Genomic DNA, 22,919 nt, shown 5'->3' on the forward strand with positions numbered 1-22,919 from the left:
TCGTGTATCGGGTCAGCCTGCCGCGAAATGGCTGCGCGCGGCAGCCGCATCGCAGGCGATCTGTTCCTTCAGTTCTTCGAGGTTGGCGAACCGCATCTCGTCGCGAAGTTTGTAGTGCAGATGGATTTCCACCCGGCGCCCGTACAGGTCGCCGGCGAAATCGAACAAATGGGTTTCCAGCATGGCCTTGCGGCGGCCGCCGACGGTTGGCCGGATGCCGATGTTGGCCACGCCAGGCCAGGGTTCGGCCGAAATACCCGACATTGTAACGGCAAATACGCCTTGCACCGGAATGTTTTCACGCCCCAGCTCGACGTTGGCGGTGGGAAAGCCCAGCCGACGGCCGAGCTGGTCACCGTGGACCACGCGTCCGCGCAGGGCATAGGGGCGGCCCAGCAGGGTCGCCGCTCCGGCCATGTCGCCTCGTCCGAGCGCCTCCCGTACCCGTGTGCTGCTGACGCGGATGCCACCCACCGTCACCGATTCGGTGTCGCTCACCGCGAAGCCGTGGAGCCGCCCGAGCCGGCACAGCAGTTCATAGTCTCCGCTGCGGCCCCGGCCAAAACGGAAGTCGTCGCCGACGATGAGATGCCGGACGTGCAGGCGTTCGGCCAGTATCCGCCGGACGAAGTCAGCCGGCGCCAGAGTGGCGAGTTTCTCGTCGAAACGCAGCAGCAGCACCCAGTCGACCGGCAGCTCGGCGAGTCTGGTCAGTTTCTCCGACAGCCGCATCAAACGGGGAGGGGACTGATCCTGGTCGAAGAATTCGCGTGGCTGCGGTTCGAACAGAACGAGGGCAACCGGCAGGCCGAGACGATGTCCTTGTTCGGTCAGCCGCCGGACCAAGGTCTGATGTCCCAGGTGGACACCGTCGAAGTTACCGATGCTGGCGACGCAGGCGGGAGGGCATATCGTACCGGAGAGGCCATGAATGACGCGCATGATCGGATTCACGCCTTTTCGGAAAGGAGCAGGTGACGGGGACGCAGGCCCGCCAGCAGCAAGCTGACCAGGTAGACGGCGAATCCGGCCGCTATCCACAGGCCGAGACGGAGGATGCGTTCGGACACGGACGCGTCGGCCCAAGGCGACTCGAGGGCTTGGGTGAGCAGCGCGCCCATCGCGATATTCGCGATGACCAGATGGGTCCCGTAGCGGCGCCAGGAGGCGTCCGGCCGATAGCTGCCTTCGGCCAGCAGTTTGCGGAGCAGCAGCGCTGCGTTGAGTGAGGTCGCCGCCGCTGTCGCGGCAGCCAGGCCCGCGTGTCCCCAGCCGTAGGGAGCCAGCAGAAAAGCCAGGGCCGGGGCCAGCACGCCATTGGCTGCGATCGCGTACAGACCATACCGCAAAGGAGTGCGGACGTCCCGGCGGGCGCTGAATCCGGAGGCCAGCGCCTTGACGGCGATGGCGCCTGGCAGTCCGGCCGCGTAAGCGATCAGGCTGCGGCTCGCCATTTCCGTGTCGTGGTCAGAAAATTCGTCGTGTTCGAACAGGGTGAATACCAGCGGTTTGGCGAGAATCATCAGTCCCAGTGTGGCGGGCAGCCCCAGCAGGACGACCCAGCGCAGCGCCCAGTCCAGCGTCCGGGAGAAGCCGTCGCGGTCATGGTCGAGATGGCCGGCGGCCAGGTGCGGCAGGATGGCCGTTCCGATGGCCACGCCCAGGAGCCCTTGCGGCAATTCCACCAGCCGGTCCGAGTAATATAACCAGGATACGCTACCGGAGACCAGGAACGATGCCACCAGCGTGTCCAGGAGCAGGTTGATCTGGGTCGCGGAGACGCCAAGGATCGCCGGCCCCATCAGTTTGAACATGCGCAGGACTTCCCGGTCCCGCCAGACCGGGCAAGGCAGGGAGATCTGGCGAATGCCCCACAGCGAAGGAAGCTGAAAGGCCAGTTGCAGCAAGCCGGCGGCGAAAACCCCCCAGGCCAGAGCCTCCACGGGTAAGTCCAACAGCGGCGCCAGCCACAGGGCCGCGGCGATCATCGCCAGGTTGAGCAGGGCCGGGGTGAACGCGGGGACCGCGAATTGTCCCCAGGTATGCAGAACGCCGCCGGCGAACGCCGTCAGCGTGACGAAGAAGAGGTACGGGAAGGTGATGCGCAGCATTCCCACCGTCAGGCCGAATTGGAAAGGCTGGGCCTGGAAACCCGGAGCGAACAGAAAGGTCAGGACAGGCGCAGCAGCCATGCCCAGGCAGGCGAGCAGGGCCGCCACCAGCCCCAGTGTACCCGCCATGCGGGCGATGGTCTGCCGCACAGTCGCAGCGTCACTGCTGACGCGCAGTTCCGAGAGGACGGGCACCAGCCCCTGTGAGAAAGCGCCTTCGGCAAAAAGCCGGCGTAGAAAATTGGGTATCCTGAAGGCGACGAAGAACGCGTCCGTGGCCGCGTCGGCACCGAAGGTCCGCGCGATGATCAGGTCGCGGACGAAGCCCAGCAGACGTGATATCAGTGTCATGGAACCCACCATGGCGGTGGATTTCAGCAACCGTCGGCTCAGCGTTCGGCTCCAGCAAAAAGACCAAGTATAATCAAACAGCGGGCCGGATGCCGCGCCGACGGTGAATTTGTGGTTGACACTGACGGGAAAGCTGAAGACAATCCCCAACTTTTCTTGAAGTTGCAACCCAGGAGAGGTCGACCTTGGCTAATATCGCTTCCGCGAAAAAGCGCGCTCGGCAGGCGGAGAACAACCGTGCACACAATGCCGCTCTGCGCAGCCGTCTGCGCACCTATATCAAGAAAGTCATTCTGGCGGTGGATTCCGGCGATCTGGCGAAGGCGCAGGAAGCATTCCGGCAGGCGGTACCCATCATTGACTCGTCGGTGAACAAGGGTCTGATCCATCGTAATAAGGCTGCGCGTAGCAAGAGCCGTCTGAATGCCCGCGTGAAGGCGCTGGCGCTGCAGGCTGCGTCCTGAATCTCATCAGGGAGTGGCGGGCAGGAATCGCTGCCCGACTCTCCATTTCAGCTCAACACCAGATTGTCGCGGTGGATGAGTTCTGGCTCGTCCACGTATCCCAGGATCTCCTCGATCCGCGTGCTCGGCTGGCGCATGATGAGACGGGCTTCTTCGGCGCTGTAGTTGGTCAGTCCGCGCGCGATTTCCCGGCCCGCGGAATCCGTGCAGGCTACGAGGTCGCCGCGCCGGAATTCGCCCTCCACGGCGATTACGCCGATCGGCAACAGGCTCTTCCCGGCGTCCCGCAATACCCTTGCGGCGCCTTCGTCGACCACGAAACATCCTTTCAGTTTGAGCTGTCCGGCCATCCAGCGCTTGCGGGCGATCAGAGGGGAAACGTCCGGAATCAGCAGTGTGCCCAGCTCTTCTCCGTCGAGAATGCGGGGCAGTACTCCGCTTTCCCTGCCGCTGGCGATCACCGTGGCCGTTCCCGACCGGGCCGCCAGCCGTGCCGCACGTAGCTTGGTAATCATGCCTCCCCGGCCCAGACCGCTCAGACTGTCCCCGACCATGTCATTGAGCCGGGGATCGTTGATACCGGCTTGGGAGACCAGCGGGGCCGAGGGGTCGAGCGAGGGGTTGCGCTCGAACAGTCCGGCCTGGTCTGTCAGAATGATGAGCAGATCGGCCTCGACCGCATTCGCCACCAGCGCACCCAGCGTGTCGTTGTCGCCGAAGCGGATTTCTTCCGTGGTGACGGTGTCGTTTTCGTTGATGACCGGGATCACTCCGAGCTCGAGTAATGTGAGTATGGTGCTGCGCGAGTTGAGATAGCGCTCCCGGTTCGACAGGTCGTCGTGGGTCAGGAGGATCTGCGCTGTCTGCAGGCCGTGCCGCTTGAACAGACTTTCGTAAGTCTGCACCAGCCCCATCTGGCCGACCGAGGCGGCGGCCTGGAGCTCATTCAGCCGGTGCGGCCGGGTCTTCCAGCCCAGCCGCGACATGCCTTCGGCGACCGAGCCTGAGGAAACCAGCACCACCTGGATCCCCTGCTGGCGCAGTTCCGCGATCTGCTGCACCCATTGGCCGATGGCAGGTTGGTCCAGTCCTTTGCCGCCTGCGGTCAGCAGGGCGCTGCCGATCTTGACGATGACGCGCCGGCTGCCAGGGAGCTCATTCCTGCTCTGCATCCGATCTCCTCTCCTGCTGCTCGAGGAACCGCATGACATCACGGGTCAGGCGGTCGAGCCCTTCGCCCTGGATGGCGGAGATCCGGTAAACCGGATCGGTCCAGTGCAGGCCGTCGATGATTTCCCGGCAGCGGCTTTCCAGGAGCTCCGGCGCCAACCGGTCGATCTTGTTCAGTACCAGCCAGCGTGGCTTCTCCTCCAGTCCGTGGCCCCATTTGCACAGCTCGGCGATGACTTTTCGTGCCGCGGTGACGGGGTTGATGCCCGTTTCGTAGGGGTCGATGTCGACCACGTGCAACAGCAGACGGGTCCGGGTCAGGTGCTTGAGGAATTGCACGCCGAGGCCGGCCCCTTCGGCGGCGCCTTCGATCAGTCCGGGAATGTCGGCCATGACGAAGCTGCGCTGATCTCCGACCCGCACGACACCCAAATTGGGGTGGAGGGTGGTGAAGGGATAGTCGGCGACCTTGGGGCGGGCGGCGGATACCGCGCGGATCAGGCTGGATTTGCCGGCATTGGGCATGCCGAGCAGGCCGACGTCAGCGATCAGTTTGAGTTCGAGGTGCAGGGTGCGGCGCTCGCCCGGTGTTCCAGGGGTGGCTCGCCGGGGTGCGCGGTTGGTGCTGCTCTTGAAGCGGGCGTTGCCGATGCCGTGGAAGCCGCCTCGGGCGACCAGCAGGCGATCGCCGGAGCGGGTCAGGTCTCCCATGTGTTCACCGGTGTCGGCGTCCGTCACGATCGTGCCGGTGGGGACGTGGATGAAGCAGTCCTCGCCGCTTTTTCCCGTGCAGTTGTTGCCGGAGCCGTTGTCGCCGCGCTGGGCGCGGAAATGGGAGTGGAAGCGGAAGTCGGCGAGCGTGTTGAGGTTGTCCGAAGCGACCAGGTAAACGCTGCCGCCATCGCCGCCGTCGCCGCCGTCGGGGCCGCCGAAAGGAATGTACTTTTCGCGCCGGAAACTGATGCAGCCGTTGCCGCCGTCGCCGGCATCGACCCGAATTTCGGCTTCGTCAACGAATTTCATGGATATCAACTAAAAGGCCCAGACGAGCTGGGCCTGAGCGGTGTTGCGCGCCGGAGTCGTTCAGGCGGGGATCACCGAGACGTACTTACGGCCTGCCGGACCCTTCACCTTGAATTCCACGCGGCCCTCGGTCAGCGCGAACAGGGTGTAGTCGCGGCCGCAGCCGACATTGTCGCCGGGGTGGAAGTGGGTGCCGCGCTGACGAACGATGATGTTGCCGGCCCGGACGACCTGGCCGCCGAAGCGCTTGACGCCCAGTCGCTTGGATTCGGAGTCGCGGCCGTTGCGGGAGCTGCCGCCTGCTTTCTTGTGTGCCATGGATGTCTCTCCGTAGGGGGTTACGCCGAGATTTCGTTGATCTGGACTTCGGTGTAGTTCTGGCGATGTCCGGCCTGCTTCATGTGATGCTTGCGGCGACGGAACTTGATGATCCGGATTTTTGGGTGGCGACCGTGGGCGACGACGGTGCCGGTCACCTTGCAGCCCGAGACGAAGGGCTGGCCGATTTTGACCCCGTCATCGGACTGGATCAGCAGGACTTTTTCGAAGGCAACTTCTTGACCGGCTTCGGCATCGAGGGACTCGACCTTCACCTTGTCGCCGGGTTGGACGCGGTATTGTTTGCCGCCAGTCTGGATAACAGCGTACATGTTCAGGTGCTCCTGAGAGGGATTCGCGTAAACGCGCAATTCTATAGAAATGCGTCGGCGCAAGTCAATGGAAGCCGCGGCTGTGTCCGGCCCGTCCACGGGCGCCGATGCCCGTTTCCGGGGCTTGCGTTTTTCAGGAATGTGCTTTATAAAATCAGCCGTGCTAACGGCACCAACAATAAAAGCACAACTCTAACCCATTGTTAATTGAGGAGGATCTATGAAGAAAGTACTGTGCGCCCTGGGCGTTGTCATGATGTCTCTGGTCGTTGTCGGTTGCGGCAACTCGCCGGACGGTGACAAGCAGAAGATCTCCAGCACCATCGCTTCCCCGTCTCTGTAAAGTTCGTCACTCCGACCTCGAGTCACAATACCTAACAATACGGGTCGGACTCGTACAGAGCGAATCGTCTTTCAAAACCCGGGTGTCGACGCCCGGGTTTTTTGTATCTTCCAGCCCGTCCGTTCCTCGATCGGGTCGTTTTTCTTGACAGGAGATGGTGGCAAGGTAACATTACGGGCCGGTAGCATTCAGACCCCAATCTGATATCTATTTCTTTCGAATCATTACACTACAAGGCAGGTACAATACATGGGAGCTATACTTGATCTGGTTGAAAAGATGAGATCGCCGACGGGGATCGTCGTCACCATCGCCATTGTCGCGATCGCGTTCTTTTTCGTTCGTTGGGTCTTCAAGGACGAAGACGGCAGCAATCAATAAGAGGTCTCCCCGTGGTGTGGCAAGCTGGGGGCGCGAGGTCCGTGTTCCTTCCTTGCCACGCACATATCAAACGTTTCATGCGTTTCATGTTTCTCACGTGATGTGGCGGAACTCGGGCCATAGAGCGTGATTCTCCTCAGGGGCGCCGTCAGAGCCCCCGAAATGGGCCGGCGAGAATTCGATGCACGCGGTCCTTGCGTTTTCTGCAACTGTCTTCAGGGAGGAGGGAGCGCCGGTCCAACGATCGGTGGTGCCGCCATGATTACGGCCTGCGACGGTGCGGGACGGGGAGGGCGATGATGCGAGTCCTTGTGACAGGCGGGACCGGTTTCATCGGCAGTCGGCTGTGCCAGGAACTCGGCGGCAGCGGGGCGCGACTGGTCGTGCTCAGCCGCCGACCAGACCGTGTTCGCGACCGCTGTGGCCTGGGTGTCACCGCAATCACCGCGTTCTCAGACCTTTCTCATTCCTTGGTGTTCGACGTCGTGATCAACCTGGCGGGCGAACCGCTCGTCGGTCCACGCTGGACGGATGCGCGCAAGAGGCTTCTGTGGGATAGCCGGGTCGAGCTGACCCGATCCCTGGTCGATTACATCGAGCGCGCCAAGGTCAAACCGAAATTGCTAATCAGCGGTTCGGCGGTCGGTTTCTATGGCGATCAGGGAGATCGCATTTTGGATGAATCCTCGGCCCCTGCCGACGGTTTCGGGCATCGGTTATGCGAGGCCTGGGAGTCGGCTGCGCTGCGCGCCACCGAGTTCGGCGTTCGTGTCTGCATCCTGCGGGCCGGGTTGGTGATGGGGGCCTCGGGCGGTTTTCTCGCGCCCTTGTTGCCGCTGTTCCGTCTCGGACTCGGGGCTCGCATCGGCAGCGGCGAGCAATGGGTGTCGTGGATCTGTCTGCGCGACTACATCGCCATCGTACGGTGGTTGATCGCCACACCGGAATTTTCGGGGATTTTCAACGCTACGGCACCGAATCCGGTCACCAACCGCCGGTTTACCGAAACCCTTTCGGGCTTGCTTGGCAAGCCCGCGTTCCTCGTCGTTCCCGCCCGCCTCGTCCGAGCACTGATGGGAAGAGAAATGAGCGGTCTCCTGCTGGGCAGCCAGCGGGTCTTGCCGGCCCGTCTGCTGGAGTCCGGTTTTCGGTTCAGATGTCCCGAGCTGGAGATGGCCCTGCGGGATGCGTTGAGCCAGACATCGGCCGTCCCGGGCGGGTCGTCTTAGCTTCCGCCTCTTCGGGCAGGTCCAGCCGATTCCCCGGAATGGCTGCGGTTTGACGGGGGCGTCTGTGCGCGGGGGCGGTCGTTCGAAAAGAACCCTCCGGGGGCGGGTTTGCCCGAAACTCGGTCTCGAGACGACGTGAGTCGGGCAAGACTCTAGCGTTCAGGAATGACAAGGAAATGACCATCTCATTTCTGCCCGGTGAATAATCGCTGTTCCGCGGTGTCACGGCTTCCGAATCCTGAAACTGTCATCAAATCATGACGGCTTTGTAATACACGGTGGTTACCTTGTGACCGTTTACCGATCCGGCTGAATGAGGTGGTCTTAATGGCTCTGGATTATAGAACGGTGTGGATTTCCGATGTCCATTTGGGTACCCGCGGTTGCAAAGCCGAGTATCTGGTGGATTTTCTCAAGAATGTCCGCTGCGACACGCTCTATCTGGTCGGCGATATCCTCGATTTGTGGAAACTGAAATCAGGGTGGCACTGGCCGCCGATGCATTCGGAAATTCTGCGCGCCGTCATGGATCGCGCCAAACGCGGTGTGAGGGTCGTCTACGTACCCGGTAACCACGACGAAATGCTGCGCGATTACACCGGTAGTCTGTTCGGAGGCGTGGAGGTCGTCGATCGCGTCGTGCATGAGACGAAAGACGGGCGGCGCCTGCTGGTATTGCACGGCGACGAGTTCGATGGTGTGGTCTGCAGCACCAAGTGGCTGGCCGTGCTCGGCAGCGAGGCCTATGAAGTGCTGCTGGCATTCAACCGCTGGTTCAATTGGGGGCGCCGCAGGCTCGGTTTCCCTTATTGGTCGCTTTCCGCTTTCATCAAACACAAGGTGAAGAATGCCGTGAATGTCATCTGCCGCTTCGAGGAAGTGCTGATGCGGGAAGCGGCGAGCCGGGGGCTGGATGGCGTGGTGTGTGGGCATATCCACCATGCCGCGCTGCGCGAGGTCGACGGCCTGACCTATGCCAATTGCGGCGATTGGGTGGAAAGCTGCACGGCATTGGTGGAAACGCCGGCCGGTGAGCTAAAGGTCGTGCGCTGGGTCGATGAAAGCGCCTTCCTGCTCGAGGATACCAAGCGTGAAACTGGCACTGATAAGCGACGCCTGGCGACCGCAGGTTAACGGTGTCGTCACGACGTTGAGCCGGATATGCGAGGGAGCCCGGCAGCGCGGGCACCAGGTCGAGACGTTCACACCGGATTGTTATCGGAACTGGCCTTGCCCCGGCTATCCCGAGATCCGGCTGGCCTTGGGTTGCGGTTCCAGGCTGCCGTCGCAACTCGACGCCTTCGCGCCGGATGCCATCCACATCGCGACCGAAGGCCCGCTGGGAATGGCGGCACGTCGTTATTGCCTGCAACGGCGGCTGCCGTTTACGACATCCTTTCATACCCGTTTTGCCGAATATGTGAATCTGCGGACCAGGCTCCCCTTGCGCTGGGGGTATGCGGCCTTGCGCTGGTTCCATCGTCCCAGCGTGCGGGTGATGGCCCCGACGCCAACCCAGGTCAGCGATCTCCGCGCCAGGGGGTTCCGTAATCTGGTGCTGTGGTCCCGAGGCGTCGATACGACGCTTTTCGCGCCGCGAGGCAAGGCGCGGATCGATGACGTCCGTCCCGTGTTCATGTATGTGGGACGCCTCGCCGTGGAGAAGGGACTGGACGATTTCCTGAGGCTCGATCTTCCCGGCGCGAAGTACGTGGTGGGCGACGGACCGTCTAGGACCGAGCTCCAGAAGCGTTATCCGGACGTGCGCTTCCTCGGTTATCGCTGCGGCCTGGATTTGGCCGAGACGATCTCGGCGGCGGACGTCTTCGTCTTCCCCAGCCGGACCGACACCTTCGGGCTGGTCATGCTGGAAGCCCTGGCGGCAGGTGTCCCCGTCGCCGCCTATCCGGTACCGGGGCCGCAGGATGTCATCACCGACCCCTCGGTGGGGTGTCTCGACCACGATCTACGTGCCGCCGCGCTGCGCGCACTGGAGCTGCGGAGCGAGGACTGCCGGAAATTTGCAGAGCGCTTCACCTGGGACCGTTGCACCGAACAGTTCCTGGGCTATCTGGCGCCGATTTCACGCTGATCCGCTGCGCTCATTCAAGGGTGCGGAAGACCCGGCAAGGGAGGCGGCGCGGGGAGTGAGAGGCGAGGCAGGGAAGGGGGCGCCGGCAATGCGATTATCGGAGCGGGAATCAGTGGGACATGGATGACCGGTGCTTCATCCCCGCCGAAATGGGGGTGGTGATGGTGCCGGTGGAGACCGTAGGCATGGCCGTGGTGGTGTTCGTGGCCGTGACCATGGTGATGCTCGTGACCATGACCATGGTGGTGCCCCCCGGCCAGAGCGCCATGGCTTTCGATGAGGTAAGCCCAGAGGAGGGCGGTCGAGACAATCGTCTTTTTCATGGAGGTACATCCGACGAAGGATGTTCTTTGTGAAACATTTTTCGTGCCAGGCTCGTCGCGCGGGGAGCAGTCGCGGCGTTCCCCCTGGGCCGATGCGGTCCCATGGTTTTGCGTGCCAGCGATGACCCTTGTGAGGTGTCGCACAGGCGCGACTTCATGAGTCATCCACGCCGTGGCTCTGGGCGATATGTCTCGTTCCAGGCGCGGAGCGGAACGAAGGTGCGGCGCAAGGCAGAAGCCGAGCCGCCGCAATGACGGGCAGTTTCACCCTCCGCCGGCGCTTTGCCAGACGCGGTACGGCGGCTTTGCATTCCTGTCGTTCCGGAGCGTCACATCGAGGTAAGCGCGACGTCTGTGCCTCTGCGGTGATCATGGCTGCGGCATCGCTCCGAACGAAGTCTCGGGTATCGTCGTCATATCCACATGGATGTGTAAATCCGTTCCGATCCTTCCTTGCTGGCACTGTCTACGCCTGTAAATGGGGGGCTGATTAGGGCTCTTGCGTCCGATTTTTCTCCCTTCGCCCCCTCTTCCGGGTCGTCTCCCTTCATCTGGCCAGTCCCGATCATCGGGGTTTCTCGGCACCCTCGAGCCTGGCTACCCGGGCGATATGTCTCCAATGACATGCAGATGCAGCGCTGATACCCGGTTCGCCGGCTCGGTCCGGTTTTCCCTTGGCGGATCCGGCGGCCCCGTCGTGTTCGTAACGTGTTCGTAACACCCGCGTAATACGATGAAAGCATTTCCATTCAACACTACGCGTTTCACGGCGCGGCGAGAGACATGAAGACATTGAGGCTGATCGTATTGGTATGCCTGGCCATGGCGCCGGCCATCGCACTGTCCTGGTGGAACGATGACTGGCGGTCCAGAAAACAGATTTCCGTGGATGCCAGCGTCACCGGTGCGGATACCCGCGACCTGGTGGCCGACTTCCCGTTACTGATCCGGCTTCATACGGGCAATTTCAGCTATTTTGGCGAGTTGGCCGAGGGCGGGAAAGACCTGCGCTTCATGGCGGACGACAAAACGCCGCTCAAGTTCCACCTCGAAAGGCTCGATCCGGTCAACGAAATGGCGCTGATCTGGGTCAAGGTGCCGCGGATTCCCGGCCAATCGGCCGACGAGTCGTTCTGGATGTATTACGGCAACGAGGAAGCCCAGGACGGCAGCGACGCCAAGGGAACCTACGATGTCAACCAGGCACTGGTTTTCCATTTCGACGAAAAGGATCCTGCCCCCAGGGACGCCACGGCATACGGCAATGACGCGGCCAGGTCGGCGGCCCTGCCGGAACCGGCGGGCTGGATCGGGGTCGCGGCCCGGTTTACCGGCACCGGCGGGATCGAGATCAATCCGTCGCCGTCCCTGCAACTGGACCCGGCCAAGGGCTGGACCTTTTCGAGCTGGCTCAAGCTCGACTCCGGTGCGACTGAGGGCTATGTCTTCCGTGCCGCAGAAGGAGAGGCGAGCGCCATCGAGCTGCAGGTGCGCGGCGGTACGCTGGTGGCGCGCTACCTGGCTGCGGGCAAGGTGGTCGAGACTGCGCCCGTGGCGATGACCACCCCGGATCGCTGGCAGCACGTGGCCTTGGTACTGCGGCCGGACAAGCTGGAGCTTTATTTGAATGGCGAGCCTGCGGCGCAGGCCGCTGCCGCTCCGTCGGCCATGAATCCCTCGATCAGCTTGGGAGGGGCCGCGACGGGAGGTTTTCTGACCGGGCTGCTCGATGAGGTCCAGGTTTCGAACACGGCCCGCAGCGCCGAATGGATCAAGCTGTCGGCACGCAGCCAGAGTCAGGATTTCAGCGTCGTCAGTTTCGGCCAGGACGAAGGCAAGAGCAGCGCGGGCGAGGTGAGTTCCTTCGGGGTCATCATTCAGAACGTGACCTTGGACGGCTGGGTGGTGATCGCTCTGACCGGCGTCATGTTCGTGGTTTCGGTACTGGTCATGATCATCAAGGCTGTGGTGATCTCCAAAATCCGGAAGGACAACAAGGCGTTCCTCACCCAATACGAAGCTTTGAGTCCCGACGCCGATCCCGGCCAACTCGACCGGGAGGAGACCGAAGACGAAAAGGAGCTGGCCGATTCCGAATTCTTGTCGGCCCTGGTGGGCAAACACGACCATTTCCAGAGCTCACCGCTCTATCACATCTATCATGCGGGCATCCGCGAGGTTAAAAAGCGTACGGGCTCTTCGGCTAAACCCCTGACGCCAGAAGCTCTGAATGTCGTGCGGGTCAAGCTGGATTCCATCGTGGTACGGGAGAGCCAGCGTCTCAACAGCAAGATGGTGCTCCTGACCATCGCTATCGCCGGCGGGCCGTTCCTCGGGCTGCTCGGTACCGTGGTGGGCGTGATGATCACCTTCGCGGTCATCGCTGCCACCGGCGACGTCAACATCAACTCCATCGCCCCCGGCATCGCGGCGGCACTGCTGGCGACTGTAGCGGGGCTGGCGGTAGCGATTCCCTCGCTGTTCGCCTACAACTACCTGCTGACCCAGATCAAGGATGTCATTGCCGACATGCGGGTGTTCTCGGACGAGTTCCTCGCCATGTTGTCCGAGCGCGTGGCCGACCGTTACAGGGAGGCTTCGTCGTGAAAGTCGAATCGGAAGAGAAGGTCTACGACGACATCAACATCACGCCCATGCTGGATGTGGCGTATGTGCTGCTTTTGATCTTCATCATCATGACCACGGCGACGGTGCAGGGCATCACCGTGAACCTGCCCAAGGCCAGCAGCACCCCCAGCCTGTCGAAGCCCAAGACCAAGGCGATTTCCATCACCCAGGACGGCACTGTCTACTTGGACACTTACCCGGTGTCGCTCGAGGAGTTGGAGACCCGCTTGGCCCAGTACAAGGCGGCGACCCCGGACCTGCCCGTGGTGCTGAAGGCGGATGCCTCGATCCAGTACCAGAAGGTCGTCGAAGTGCTGGACATCGTCACCCGGCTCGAAATCAGCCAGTTGGGCCTGGTGACGCAGAAGCTGGTGAAGTAGCGGGGGCTCTCCATGAACATCAAGCTGCTGCGCCGATATCTGCCCTTCGCCGTCGGTACGGTACTGGTCCTGCTGGTGGCGCTGGGCGTCTACCTGGCCCGGGATCTGTTCGACAAGCCGGCCCAGACCAAGAAGCAGATTCAGCAGATCACCGTGGTTCAGCCGCCACCACCACCGCCGCCCCCACCCCCGCAGGAAAAGCCGCCCGAGCCCGAGGTCAAGGAGGAAAAGATCGAGGAGCCGGAACCCGAGCCGGAGCCGGAACCCGAACAGGCCGAAGAGCCGCCGCCGGGTGAGGACCTCGGTGTGGATGCCGAAGGGGGAGCCGGAAGCGACGGTTTCGGACTGGTCGGTAAGAAAGGCGGGCACGGCCTGATCGGGGGAGGTGGCGGCAACGCCATCATCTGGTACGGCCAGCAGTTGCAGCGGACCGTTTCCAGCGAGCTGCAGAGAAAGCTCAAGGACCGGGCCCGCAACAGCCGATACCAGGCTGTGCTCCACATCTGGATCAGTCCTCAGGGGGCCATCAGCCGGGTCGAGCTGGGAAAGTCCAGCGGCATCGCGGAGATCGACGAGGCACTCAAGGCAGCGCTGGCAACGATACACGGACAACTCGAACCGCCTCCGGAGCGCATGCCGCAACCGGTCAAAATCCGGGTCCAGTCCGAAGGTTGAAAAGTCACCCACTGAAAACACCCGCACCTTGGATGCGGCGAGGTAAAAAAACGGGACATTATGAAAAGCGAACACAAATCCCTGGCGCTGCTCGTCTCCTGTGCGCTGGCGGGGACGCCTGCCGCTTACGGCACGGAGAAAAACGAAAAGGAGGAGTTGCTGAAGCTGCGCAACACCACGCTGAACCTGATCGAGCTGCTGGTCCAGCAGGGCATTCTGGACAAGGGCAAGGCGGAACAGATGATTCACCAGGCCGAACAGAAGGCAGCCGCCGAGGCCAAGGCCGAAGCTCGGCTGGAAGCCGAGCAGTCGGCAGGTGGGAGTGTGAAACCGGAAGGGAAGGATGCTGCTTCGGGCAAGGGAGAAAAAGGCACCGTTCGGGTCACCTACGTACCGGACTTCGTGAAGGACGAAATCCGCGCCGAGGTGCGCAAGGAACTCAAGGACGAGGTGGTCAAGGAGGTCAAGGCCAATGCCAAGCAGGAGAAATGGGGTGTTCCAGCGGCCCTGCCGGACTGGGTCAACCGGTTCAAATTGTTTGGAGACTTCATGGCTCGCTCGGAAAGCCAGTTCTTTGGCGGTAGCAATCGGCCCAATACCTATTTCAACTGGCCGGCAATCAATGCAGCCGGTGGCATAACCCAACTCGGTGATCCTTACCGAAACACCACGAACGATTTCAATCTTTGGAGGCTGCGGATGCGGCTGGGGCTGGAGGCGAAAATCACCGACGAACTGCAGGCGCAGATCAGGTTGAGCACCAGCAACCAGTACAGTCCCATTTCTACGAACCAAGTGATGGGACAGTATGGTACAGGGTACCAAGTACAGCTCGACCGGGCATTCCTCCAGTACGATTACTTGGACGATAAAGGCCAGGACTGGCTCACGTTGTGGGCCGGCCGGATGGCGAATCCGTGGTTCAGTACGGATAACACCTTCGACCCTGATTTGAATTTCGAAGGGTTTTCAGGCACGTTCCGATTTCCGTTCGGGCATGATTACAACCCTGAAGTCATTGCCTACCACGTGGTCAGTACCGCAGGACGTCAGCAGTTCAACTGGGGTTATACCAAGCCAAACGAGGCATATTTGACACTGGGTGCCTTTCCCCTGGAACAGGATACCTTGTTCGGTGCCAGTAAATACCTGTGGGCGGCACAGGGCGGTATGGATTATCTGTTCAACCGCAACAACCGGTTCAAAATCGGTGTGGCCTATTACGACTACAACAACACTCAGGCAAGGCGTGATCCGCTGGGGAGTACCAAGTATGACTGGACGGCTCCCCGATTCTTTACACAAGGCAACAGCCTGGCCCGGATCAGCAATGATCTCAATTCTTCCACCGAGCCGCGCTTGGTCGGTCTTGCTTCGAAATTCGAGATTTTCGATGTCACGGCGACTTACGACTATACGGGTTTCTATCCGCATCACGTGATGTTGATCGGAAGCTATTCGCATAACTTCGGTTTCGATCAGCAACAGATCTACAACACGCTGGGAGAGAATTTGCAGCCTCGAACCAATGCCTTCGAAGCCCGTTTCGAGGTGGGCGAACCGAACATACAGCAATTCGGCGACTGGAACGTATGGCTGGCCTACAAATATCTGGAGGCTGATTCCGTTCTGGACGCCTTCACGGATTCCAATTTCCACGCCTACGGCGGCACCAATGCCAAAGGCTGGGAATTGGCCGGCAACTACGCCATTGCCAACAATACTTGGCTCGGACTCAATTGGCTTTCCAGCTCGGTGATCTCCGGCCCGACCTATAACGTGAACACCTTGCTGATCGACCTGAATGCCCGTTTCTAGCACCACCGAGATGAAAAAAATCAGGCCCCCTTCCAACGACAACGGAGCTGAATTCGGGACCATGCCGCCGCCGTCGCGTTCTCACCCTCTGGGACCTTCCATCGCGGTGTGCCTGTGTTCGCTGCTATGGATGGCGCCGGTCAGTGCGGAGAAACCGAAGGGCGACGACGGTGTCGTCCAGACCTTGCGCAAGGCCCAAGGCATGCTGCGGCAGCTCAGCCAGGACAAGATCGAACTGGAAGCGAGGAACGCCCTGCTCGAAAAGCAGCTTGCCGAACAGTCCGCGACGATCAAGGCGCTAGAGGGCAAGGCCGCGAAGCTGGAACCCCTGGAGGGGGAACTGAAGAAGATCAGTACGGCCCGACAGAGCCTGGAACAGCAGCTCGGCGGTCAGACCTCGCGCCTGCATGCGCTCGCCGAGCAGCAGAAGAAAGTCCTGGCAGAATTGCAGCGCTACCGCAAGGACAACCAGCTTCTGGTGGAGGCAGTCAAGGAGAGGACCCGCTGGATCGAGGACTGCACGGTCAAAAACCGCAGCCTGGTACGGGCGAACGAAGAAATACTGGAAAAGTTGGGAGACAGCAGCCTGCTGGACAAACTCGTGGAGTCCGAGCCGTTCACCGGCATCGCCGCAGTAGAAAAAGAAAACGCCGTACAGGATTTTCACTACAAAATCGAAGACCTCCAGGTCACGCCCTGGAAGGAGGAGACGCCAACGGGGATGACGGGTGGCGGTTCCGTGGAATCCCCGGCCCAGGAAGAAGACGATGAAGAGGGAGAATAGAGTCCCTTTCTGGCCGGGATGAAACCCGGACAGGGGATGGCAGTCCGAGAGTCATCTGGCTTGAATGAGTAGCTGGGTATACCACGACCTCTATGACGATTGCCTGCCGATCTTCAGAAGGAACCCTTGGATATACGCCGGCGTCAAAATGAATGGAGTCGAAACATAACCGTTGGGGCCAAGGAGATACAGGGTGATTCCTTTATGTTTATGTTCGGTCAGATATCGGCCTTCCAATTCGATAACGATAGCGTCCTGAAATTCGCAATTGAATTCACATTCTACTCCTTGTCGTAAAGAATAAGCGAGAAACTCGTGGCCCTCGTCATCGGCTGCGTGGATGGCGCCACGCCAATGGCCTCGATACCGTTGGTCGACTGTGAGAAAGTATCGTGTATCGCCCAAGCGATTCGTGTTTGCATGCAAGCTGATTTCTCCCACTTCAGGGAAGCCTTCCGGTTCGGCTTCCTGAGTGACGGCGGGTCCATGATAGAAAACCCACCCCGTAGACGTATCGCGGCTGACCTGTACCGCCTTCTCTACGTGGGTTGTATCGTTCGGCACGGTGCCCAGACCACCCGCACAGCTTGTCAGCAGACTATTCAATAGAAAAAAAAGAAAAGGCACGCATCGGATTAGAGTCGTTGCCGGCTCGCATCGGCGAAGAGCACCTGCTCTAGGTGCCGGACGACTCATCTCCAGCCTCCGCCAAGGGACTTATAAAGGTCGACCATCGCAAATACCTGTTTTTGCTTTGTTTCAATCAACTCACGTTTGGCTTCGAGGGCATCCCGTTGAGTCGTCAATACATCCAGATAGAACGTTCTTGCGGATTTGAAGAGTTGAATAGAAATATCGATCGATTTGACCAGGTGGTCAACCTGGTCCTTCTTTAAGTTGAAGCTCTTCCGCGTATTCTCGATATTCGATATCTGGTTCAGAACTTCAACATAGGCGTTGATAATGGACTTTTCATATTCGAATGCGGCTTCGACCTGTTTGACATTGGCGGTTTTGAAATTGGCTATGATGGCATTTTTATTGACCAGGGGGGCAACCAGTTCGCCCGCAACATAGGCTGCCAATGATTCCGGTGTATTGATAAGATATTTCATTGCAAATGCGTCGAATCCAACTCCTGCTCTGATGCCGAAAGAAGGAAAAAACTCAGCCCTCGCAACCTCGATGTTCAGTTGGGCCGCAGCCAGATCCAGCTCGGCCTTTCTGATATCAGGTCTGTTCAGGAGCAATTGTGATGGAATACCAGTGTTGATGAGTTTGGGTTCGAGATCCAGGAAGCCCGCCGAGGTCCGCTTGATAGGCTGAGGCGTCCGGCCGAGGAGGTAATTGATCCGATTCTCTACGACGACGATTTCCTGCTTGATCTCGTACCTTTTACTCTGGTTCTTGGCCACTTCAGCTTCGTAACGTTTGACGGCGAGAGCATCTGCTCTTGCAAACTTCTGAAGCTCTTTGACGATCCGCAATGCATCCTGCTGAATCGCTATGTTCTGATCGAGATTTTCCAGCTGATTATCCAGCGTGACGAGTTCATAGTAGGAGTGAGCCACATCGGCTACGAGATTCGTGATGAGGAAATTCTTTCCTTCCATGGTCGCCATGTATTCGAGCATGGCCACCTCAGTGGCATTCCTAAGTTTTCGCCAGATGTCCAGCTCCCACGTCGATGTAAGCCCGAACTGATAGTCGCCTACAAATGTCGGAAACGGATTTCCTGCAAGCGGAAGATTGCGTTCGACGGCGCCATTGAAGGTATAGTCGCCGGGTTTTTCTCCCCCGGCGTTGGCGCCGGTCCTGATGAAAGGCAGGTACGCACCACGCCTCGCCTGAATTTCATTTTCGGCAGCGCTGATACGCTGCATCATGATATTTACGTCCTTGTTGTTGGCAACGGCAGTTTCCAGGAGATTCAAAAGATTCTCGTCTTCAAAGAAGTCATTCCATTTGATGATTGCTGAATTTGATTTGTCGGTCGGCCCGGCCTTGAACTGATCTGGCAAATGGACGTCCGCTGTCCTGGTCGTCATATCAGGAATTCCGCAGGCTTGTAACGTCAACGACGCCAGAACAGCGAGGAAACGACATACAACCTTAGTCATCAAGGTTGTCCCTGCTGTACTGGTAAGTTTCGGTAAAAGGTTCTTTATCTTCGTTTCTGATCAGGGATTTACCTTCTATCATTTTGCCGAATAGGTAATAGAGCCCTGGTATCAGAACGACGCCTACGACGGTTCCGAATACCATTCCGCCCATTGAGGCAGTTCCGATGGTGCGGTTTCCTATAGCGCCTGCGCCCGTGGCTTTAACCAATGGTATCAGACCTGCTATAAAAGCAAACGAAGTCATCAGAATGGGACGGAAGCGCGCTTTTGCTCCTTCGATTGCGGCATCCTTGACGGTCAACCCCTGACCGTGCCGTTGAACGGCAAACTCTACGATAAGTACGGCGTTTTTTCCTAATAGCCCGATAAGCATGATCAAGGCTATTTGTGAATACACATCGTTGGCGAGTCCGAACAATTTCAGTAAGAAATAGGAGCCAAAGATGCCTGCAGGCAGCGAACACAGCACAGCCAATGGCAAGATGAAACTCTCATATTGGCCTGCGAGAACGAGATAAACGAATACGATGACGACAATGAAAACGACGACCGCTTCATTGCCTCGGGCCGCTTCGTCGAACGACAATCCTTCCCACGCGATGTCGTAACCACGTGGAAGAGTCGCTGCTGCGACCTCTTTGACGGCTTCAATGGCGTCTCCCGAAGTATATCCTTTTGCCGGAGCAGCCCGAATCACCGCAGAGTTGTAGAGATTGTAACGGGTGATTTCATTCGGCCCCTGGGTTTTTTTCATCGTCATGAATGACGAGTAAGGAACCATTTCTCCTTCTTCGTTTTTGACAAAATAATTTAGAATATCTGAAGGGTATCTGCGGTATTCTGGAAGTGCCTGTGCGTATACCTTGAAAAAGTTGTTGAACCGAATAAATCCTTGTTCATAGGTGCTCCCAATCATGATGTCAAGATTTTCCATGGCTTTGGCTATCGATACATGTTTTTGCATCGCAAGCTTGTTGTCTATTACAAGCTCATATTGGGGGAAATTGGCTGCATAGAAAGTAAACAAGCCGGTTAATTCCTTGCGCTTTTTCAATTGCATGAGAAAATCTTGGGTGATCTTGTCAAATTGCTGATAATCGGTGACGTCAGACTTGTCAAGCAATCGTAACGCTAGACCTGATGACGCGCCGTAACCGGGTACGGGAGGAGGTTCGAAAAATTCAATAATCGCTCCAAAATCCTTGGACTTCTCCTCTAGCTCCTTGATGATATCCTGCACGGTATTCTTGCGCTCTTCCCAATCTTTCAGGTTGATGATGCAGGTGCCTGCGTTAGATCCTCGTCCCTCGGTCAGAACCTCATATCCGGCAAGTGACGAAACGGACTTGACTCCTTCGATTCCTTTAGCCAGTTCCTCAAGTTCACGAGCGACCTTGTTGGTGGTTTCTATCGTCGATCCCGGAGGAGTTTGAATGATCGCGTATATCATTCCCTGATCCTCGCCAGGAATGAAGCCCGCCGGTAGTTCGAGATTGACCGCATAAATACCAATAGAGAAACCCGCAAAGGCAAGAATGGTCACCAGGCGGCGAGTAACGATCTTTTCTAGAATCGTGACGTATCTGCCGGTGATCTTTTCAAAAAAATAATTGAATGTATCAATAAAGATGCGGACTGGGGTTCGCTTTTTTGGTTGTCCGTGAGTATTTTTCAAGATCATGCCGCAGAGTACAGGTGCAAGTGACAGCGCGACCAGTGCGGAAATGAGAATCGCGGACGCCATAGTAATGCCAAACTGCCGATAGAACACACCGACAGGTCCGCTCATGAAGGAAATGGGCACGAAAACAGATATCATGATCAAGGTGATGGCAATGATGGCGCCACCGATTTCGCCCAAAACCTTCTTGGATGCCTGATAGGGGGAGAGGTGTTCGGCCTCCATCTTGGCATGTACGGCTTCGACTACCACGATAGCATCGTCGACCACAATGCCGATGGCGAGCACCAGAGCGAATAGAGTGATCAGGTTGATCGATAGTTCGAAAGCCTGTATGACTGCAAACGTACCGATCAACGAGACTGGAATCGAAAGGATCGGTATCAGCGTCGAGCGCCAGTCACCCAGGAAAACAAATGTAACCAGGGCGACTAGCACGAAGGCTTCCATCAACGTATGGAGAACCTTGTGGATGGATGCATCCAGAAAGCGGGAAACGTCGTAATTGATTTCATAATCCATTCCTTCCGGAAAAGTCTCCTTCAACTCTCTCAGTTTCTTCTTTACGTCCTCGATTACTTTGCTGGCATTGGTGCCGTAGTTTTGATTGAGGACGATCGAGGCGGAAGGAAGGCCATCCTTATCCGAATAGATATTCCAGAATTCACTGTTCAGATCGACGGTGCCGATATCCTTTATACGCAACAGTTCGCCTTCCGAGTTGGCTCGTATGATGATATCCTCATATTGCTCCGGCTTGTTGTACCAGCCTTCATATACCAGAACATATTCTTTCGATTGGGCTGTGACTCCCGTGCTCTGTCCCAATCTGCCAGGCCGGCCGATAATGCTTTGCTCCTCGATGGCCTTGAGTACTTCCTCTGTTGAAACCTTATAGGCTCTCATCCTGTCCGGATTCAGCCATATTCGCATGGCATATTGGCGGCTGCCCAATATCCTTGCCTGTGCTATGCCGTTTACCCGTTGGATCTCTGGAACGACGTTGACGTAGGCGTAATTGAAAAGGAATTTTTGATCTGCATTCTTGTCTTTGCTGAACAGATTGATATACATCAGCATGCTTGGCTGGATGCGCTGGACCCAGACGCCTTCGAGCGTCACCAGCTGGGGGAGCCGGCTCATGGTCGTATCCAGCCGAGTCTTGACGTCGATCATGGCTTGCAGTGGATCGATTCCCAGATCGAACAGGATCTGGATCGTAGCCTCCCCAGCGCTCGTCGCGGCGGAAACCATGTATTTCATGCCGGGAACGCCATTGATCGCACGTTCTATTGTGATGATGGACGATTTCACCAATACGTCCGCACTCGCTCCTGGGAATGACAGTGTTACGGTTACGCGGGGAGGGGCAATGTCTGGAAACTGTGATACCGGCAATGATTTTATCGACAGAAACCCCATGAACACGATCAATAGTGACAGCGATATCGCCATCACCGGTCTATTGATAAAAACGCCAAACATAGATGAATACGAATCCTGTTTATTCGGCATGGAGCTGCAGATTTGACTGTAGCTTTTCTGTTGGAATCAAGGTGATGTCCAGATGGTCGCCAGGATGTACTTTACGCAAGCCCTCGATCAAGATCTTGTCATCATCTTTGACGCCTTGCTTTACCAGAAAGAAATATGGAATTTCTGCGTCAATAGTGATCTGCCTCTGTTCGACGACGCCTTCATTGTTGATGACGTAGACAAACATCTTGTCCAGGACTTCGAAGGTGGCTTTTTGGGGAATGAGCAAAGCGTTTTTGTATGGCTTTTTCATTATGATGGTTCCGGTTTCTCCATGTCTGAGGAGACCGTTGGGATTCGGAAAAGTGGCCCTGAACTCGATGTTGCCTGCGGTGTTGTCGAAATCTGCTTCGATCGTTTCGATCTTGCCTTCCTGATCGAAAATCGCGCCATTTGCCATTTTCAGCTTGACTTTCGAGTATGTCTGGTCGGCGTTGTTATTGGTTTTGTAGTCGAGATATTCGGATTCGGGTACGTTGAAATAGACCCATAACTTGCTGATGTCGGAGAGCGTGGTTAATAGTGTCCCTTCGTCCAAAAGGCTGCCATTTCTGGCCAGGAGATGATCGACGATTCCGTCAAATGGGGCATTGATGGCGGTGAAACTCAAATGTGTCTCTGCCAGTTTTACTTCGGCATTGGCCTTGTCCAGCTTGGCTTTGGCCAAAGCGAGTTCGTTCTGCGATACGATATTCTGGTCGGCCAGGCCTTTGGTGTTTTTGTATTCGATATTCATGATGTTGGCTTCGGCTTGCGCCTTCATCAGTTCTGCTAGATAGATGGCCGGCATGATTTTGAACATCGGCTGGCCCTGATGTACCAACTGACCCTCATCTACATATATGTCTTGCAGGTAGCCTTTTTCCATGGCCCTCACCTCGATATGTCTGATGCCGTGTATCTGACATACATATTCCTTTTTTATTGATATGTCTTTGCGAAATGGGGTGGTTGCTTCGTATTTTGGAGTTTCCTGGTGCGTTTCGTTGTCCGTCTCCTGGCAGGCAAGCAACGACATGGCAATGAGGATGATGTATAGGGGCGATGTTGTGTTCATCGTTCAGGAGGGGGATGTTTATTCAGTCAGCTTCGTCGTCGATCGTCGGCAGGTTGGTTCAAGGAAACCGCAGCCGTGTCGATAAAAAAGATGTCATGGC

21 protein-coding genes are annotated in these 22,919 nt (G+C 57.9%); 11 read left to right on the forward strand and 10 right to left on the reverse strand.

Going from position 1 to position 22,919, the window contains the following annotated elements; translation table 11 throughout:
- Positions 1-12 precede the first annotated feature (12 nt).
- Together ribF and murJ are read right to left on the reverse strand one after the other, a co-directional pair.
- On the reverse strand, positions 13-954 hold the full coding sequence (ribF, locus tag H156_RS0102760) for a bifunctional riboflavin kinase/FAD synthetase (RefSeq protein WP_017364678.1): 942 nt from the start codon (positions 952-954) through the stop codon (positions 13-15).
- The gene (gene murJ, locus H156_RS0102765) at positions 951-2,630 is read right to left on the reverse strand and encodes a murein biosynthesis integral membrane protein MurJ (RefSeq protein ID WP_017364677.1); all 1,680 of its coding nucleotides are present in this window, start codon (positions 2,628-2,630) and stop codon (positions 951-953) included. The genes ribF and murJ overlap by 4 nt, the downstream gene beginning before the upstream one ends.
- 17 nt (positions 2,631-2,647) lie before the next feature.
- On the opposite strand from murJ, the gene rpsT reads away from it, so the two are divergent.
- Positions 2,648-2,926, forward strand: coding sequence for a 30S ribosomal protein S20 (gene rpsT / locus H156_RS0102770; protein WP_017364676.1), 279 nt, complete (start codon positions 2,648-2,650; stop codon positions 2,924-2,926).
- Between the two features lie 47 nt (positions 2,927-2,973).
- Here the strand turns inward: rpsT and proB are convergent, their stop codons facing one another.
- Genes proB through rplU form a run of 4 tightly spaced genes read right to left on the reverse strand, consistent with a single transcriptional unit; the run spans position 2,974 to position 5,769 of the window.
- The gene (proB, locus tag H156_RS0102775) at positions 2,974-4,098 is read right to left on the reverse strand and encodes a glutamate 5-kinase (protein WP_017364675.1); all 1,125 of its coding nucleotides are present in this window, start codon (positions 4,096-4,098) and stop codon (positions 2,974-2,976) included.
- Positions 4,082-5,119: an Obg family GTPase CgtA gene (gene cgtA / locus H156_RS0102780; protein WP_017364674.1), complete on the reverse strand. Its 1,038-nt coding sequence runs from the start codon at positions 5,117-5,119 to the stop codon at positions 4,082-4,084. The genes proB and cgtA overlap by 17 nt, the downstream gene beginning before the upstream one ends.
- 60 nt (positions 5,120-5,179) lie before the next feature.
- Positions 5,180-5,437, reverse strand: coding sequence for a 50S ribosomal protein L27 (gene rpmA / locus H156_RS0102785; RefSeq protein ID WP_010961477.1), 258 nt, complete (start codon positions 5,435-5,437; stop codon positions 5,180-5,182).
- 20 nt (positions 5,438-5,457) lie between these two features.
- Positions 5,458-5,769 (reverse strand): 50S ribosomal protein L21, encoded by a 312-nt coding sequence (rplU, locus tag H156_RS0102790; RefSeq protein ID WP_017364673.1) that lies wholly within the window; start codon positions 5,767-5,769, stop codon positions 5,458-5,460.
- Positions 5,770-5,989: 220 nt separating this feature from the next.
- Between rplU and H156_RS17630 the strand changes: the two genes are divergently transcribed.
- The 10 genes from H156_RS17630 to H156_RS0102845 all read left to right on the forward strand — a co-directional run bounded on the left by H156_RS17630 (position 5,990) and on the right by H156_RS0102845 (position 16,422).
- A complete protein-coding gene (locus tag H156_RS17630) occupies positions 5,990-6,112 on the forward strand; it encodes a hypothetical protein (RefSeq protein ID WP_010961475.1) in 123 nt (40 codons plus the stop codon).
- A 680-nt stretch (positions 6,113-6,792) separates the two neighbouring features.
- A complete protein-coding gene (locus tag H156_RS0102805) occupies positions 6,793-7,722 on the forward strand; it encodes a TIGR01777 family oxidoreductase (protein WP_026045856.1) in 930 nt (309 codons plus the stop codon).
- 327 nt (positions 7,723-8,049) lie between these two features.
- Positions 8,050-8,856: a UDP-2,3-diacylglucosamine diphosphatase gene (locus H156_RS15690; protein ID WP_010961472.1), complete on the forward strand. Its 807-nt coding sequence runs from the start codon at positions 8,050-8,052 to the stop codon at positions 8,854-8,856.
- On the forward strand, positions 8,813-9,814 hold the full coding sequence (locus tag H156_RS0102815; protein ID WP_017364670.1) for a glycosyltransferase family 4 protein: 1,002 nt from the start codon (positions 8,813-8,815) through the stop codon (positions 9,812-9,814). The genes H156_RS15690 and H156_RS0102815 overlap by 44 nt, the downstream gene beginning before the upstream one ends.
- A 119-nt stretch (positions 9,815-9,933) precedes the next feature.
- A complete protein-coding gene (locus tag H156_RS0102820) occupies positions 9,934-10,170 on the forward strand; it encodes a hypothetical protein (protein WP_010961470.1) in 237 nt (78 codons plus the stop codon).
- A gap of 750 nt (positions 10,171-10,920) precedes the next feature.
- Positions 10,921-12,744: a DUF2341 domain-containing protein gene (locus H156_RS0102825; protein ID WP_010961468.1), complete on the forward strand. Its 1,824-nt coding sequence runs from the start codon at positions 10,921-10,923 to the stop codon at positions 12,742-12,744.
- The gene (locus H156_RS0102830) at positions 12,741-13,145 is read left to right on the forward strand and encodes an ExbD/TolR family protein (RefSeq protein ID WP_010961467.1); all 405 of its coding nucleotides are present in this window, start codon (positions 12,741-12,743) and stop codon (positions 13,143-13,145) included. The genes H156_RS0102825 and H156_RS0102830 overlap by 4 nt, the downstream gene beginning before the upstream one ends.
- Positions 13,146-13,157: 12 nt before the next feature.
- Positions 13,158-13,820 carry a TonB family protein gene (locus H156_RS0102835; protein WP_010961466.1) on the forward strand — a complete coding sequence of 221 codons (663 nt, stop codon included), beginning with the start codon at positions 13,158-13,160 and terminating at the stop codon, positions 13,818-13,820.
- 60 nt (positions 13,821-13,880) lie between these two features.
- A complete protein-coding gene (locus H156_RS0102840; RefSeq protein WP_010961465.1) occupies positions 13,881-15,638 on the forward strand; it encodes a putative porin in 1,758 nt (585 codons plus the stop codon).
- A 61-nt stretch (positions 15,639-15,699) separates the two neighbouring features.
- Positions 15,700-16,422 carry a hypothetical protein gene (locus tag H156_RS0102845; protein ID WP_036245994.1) on the forward strand — a complete coding sequence of 241 codons (723 nt, stop codon included), beginning with the start codon at positions 15,700-15,702 and terminating at the stop codon, positions 16,420-16,422.
- A 90-nt stretch (positions 16,423-16,512) separates the two neighbouring features.
- Here the strand turns inward: H156_RS0102845 and H156_RS16930 are convergent, their stop codons facing one another.
- The 4 genes from H156_RS16930 to H156_RS0102870 all read right to left on the reverse strand — a co-directional run bounded on the left by H156_RS16930 (position 16,513) and on the right by H156_RS0102870 (position 22,819).
- Positions 16,513-17,049 (reverse strand): hypothetical protein, encoded by a 537-nt coding sequence (locus tag H156_RS16930; protein WP_154656636.1) that lies wholly within the window; start codon positions 17,047-17,049, stop codon positions 16,513-16,515.
- A gap of 65 nt (positions 17,050-17,114) precedes the next feature.
- Entirely contained in the window at positions 17,115-18,542 is a 1,428-nt protein-coding gene (locus H156_RS0102860) for a TolC family protein (protein WP_010961463.1), read from the reverse strand.
- A complete protein-coding gene (locus H156_RS0102865) occupies positions 18,535-21,711 on the reverse strand; it encodes an efflux RND transporter permease subunit (protein ID WP_017364665.1) in 3,177 nt (1,058 codons plus the stop codon). Before H156_RS0102865 ends, H156_RS0102860 begins: the two co-directional genes overlap by 8 nt.
- Positions 21,712-21,730: 19 nt before the next feature.
- Positions 21,731-22,819, reverse strand: a complete 1,089-nt coding sequence (locus H156_RS0102870) for an efflux RND transporter periplasmic adaptor subunit (RefSeq protein WP_017364664.1) — start codon at positions 22,817-22,819, stop codon at positions 21,731-21,733.
- Positions 22,820-22,919 lie beyond the last annotated feature (100 nt).

It is taken from the genome of Methylococcus capsulatus str. Texas = ATCC 19069, assembly GCF_000424685.1.
GTDB lineage: Bacteria > Pseudomonadota > Gammaproteobacteria > Methylococcales > Methylococcaceae > Methylococcus > Methylococcus capsulatus.

Bases quoted from the DNA above. Each gene is read 5' to 3' on its own strand.
- proB (WP_017364675.1), bottom strand. From the start codon at position 4,098: ATGCAGAGCAGGAATGAGCTCCCTGGCAGCCGGCGCGTCATCGTCAAG.
- cgtA (WP_017364674.1), bottom strand. From the start codon at position 5,119: ATGAAATTCGTTGACGAAGCCGAAATTCGGGTCGATGCCGGCGACGGC.
- rpmA (WP_010961477.1), bottom strand. From the start codon at position 5,437: ATGGCACACAAGAAAGCAGGCGGCAGCTCCCGCAACGGCCGCGACTCC.
- rplU (WP_017364673.1), bottom strand. From the start codon at position 5,769: ATGTACGCTGTTATCCAGACTGGCGGCAAACAATACCGCGTCCAACCC.
- H156_RS17630 (WP_010961475.1), top strand. From the start codon at position 5,990: ATGAAGAAAGTACTGTGCGCCCTGGGCGTTGTCATGATGTCTCTGGTC.
- H156_RS0102805 (WP_026045856.1), top strand. From the start codon at position 6,793: ATGCGAGTCCTTGTGACAGGCGGGACCGGTTTCATCGGCAGTCGGCTG.
- H156_RS15690 (WP_010961472.1), top strand. From the start codon at position 8,050: ATGGCTCTGGATTATAGAACGGTGTGGATTTCCGATGTCCATTTGGGT.
- H156_RS0102820 (WP_010961470.1), top strand. From the start codon at position 9,934: ATGGATGACCGGTGCTTCATCCCCGCCGAAATGGGGGTGGTGATGGTG.
- H156_RS0102825 (WP_010961468.1), top strand. From the start codon at position 10,921: ATGAAGACATTGAGGCTGATCGTATTGGTATGCCTGGCCATGGCGCCG.
- H156_RS0102835 (WP_010961466.1), top strand. From the start codon at position 13,158: ATGAACATCAAGCTGCTGCGCCGATATCTGCCCTTCGCCGTCGGTACG.
- H156_RS0102840 (WP_010961465.1), top strand. From the start codon at position 13,881: ATGAAAAGCGAACACAAATCCCTGGCGCTGCTCGTCTCCTGTGCGCTG.
- H156_RS0102845 (WP_036245994.1), top strand. From the start codon at position 15,700: ATGCCGCCGCCGTCGCGTTCTCACCCTCTGGGACCTTCCATCGCGGTG.
- H156_RS0102860 (WP_010961463.1), bottom strand. From the start codon at position 18,542: ATGACTAAGGTTGTATGTCGTTTCCTCGCTGTTCTGGCGTCGTTGACG.
- H156_RS0102865 (WP_017364665.1), bottom strand. From the start codon at position 21,711: ATGTTTGGCGTTTTTATCAATAGACCGGTGATGGCGATATCGCTGTCA.
- H156_RS0102870 (WP_017364664.1), bottom strand. From the start codon at position 22,819: ATGAACACAACATCGCCCCTATACATCATCCTCATTGCCATGTCGTTG.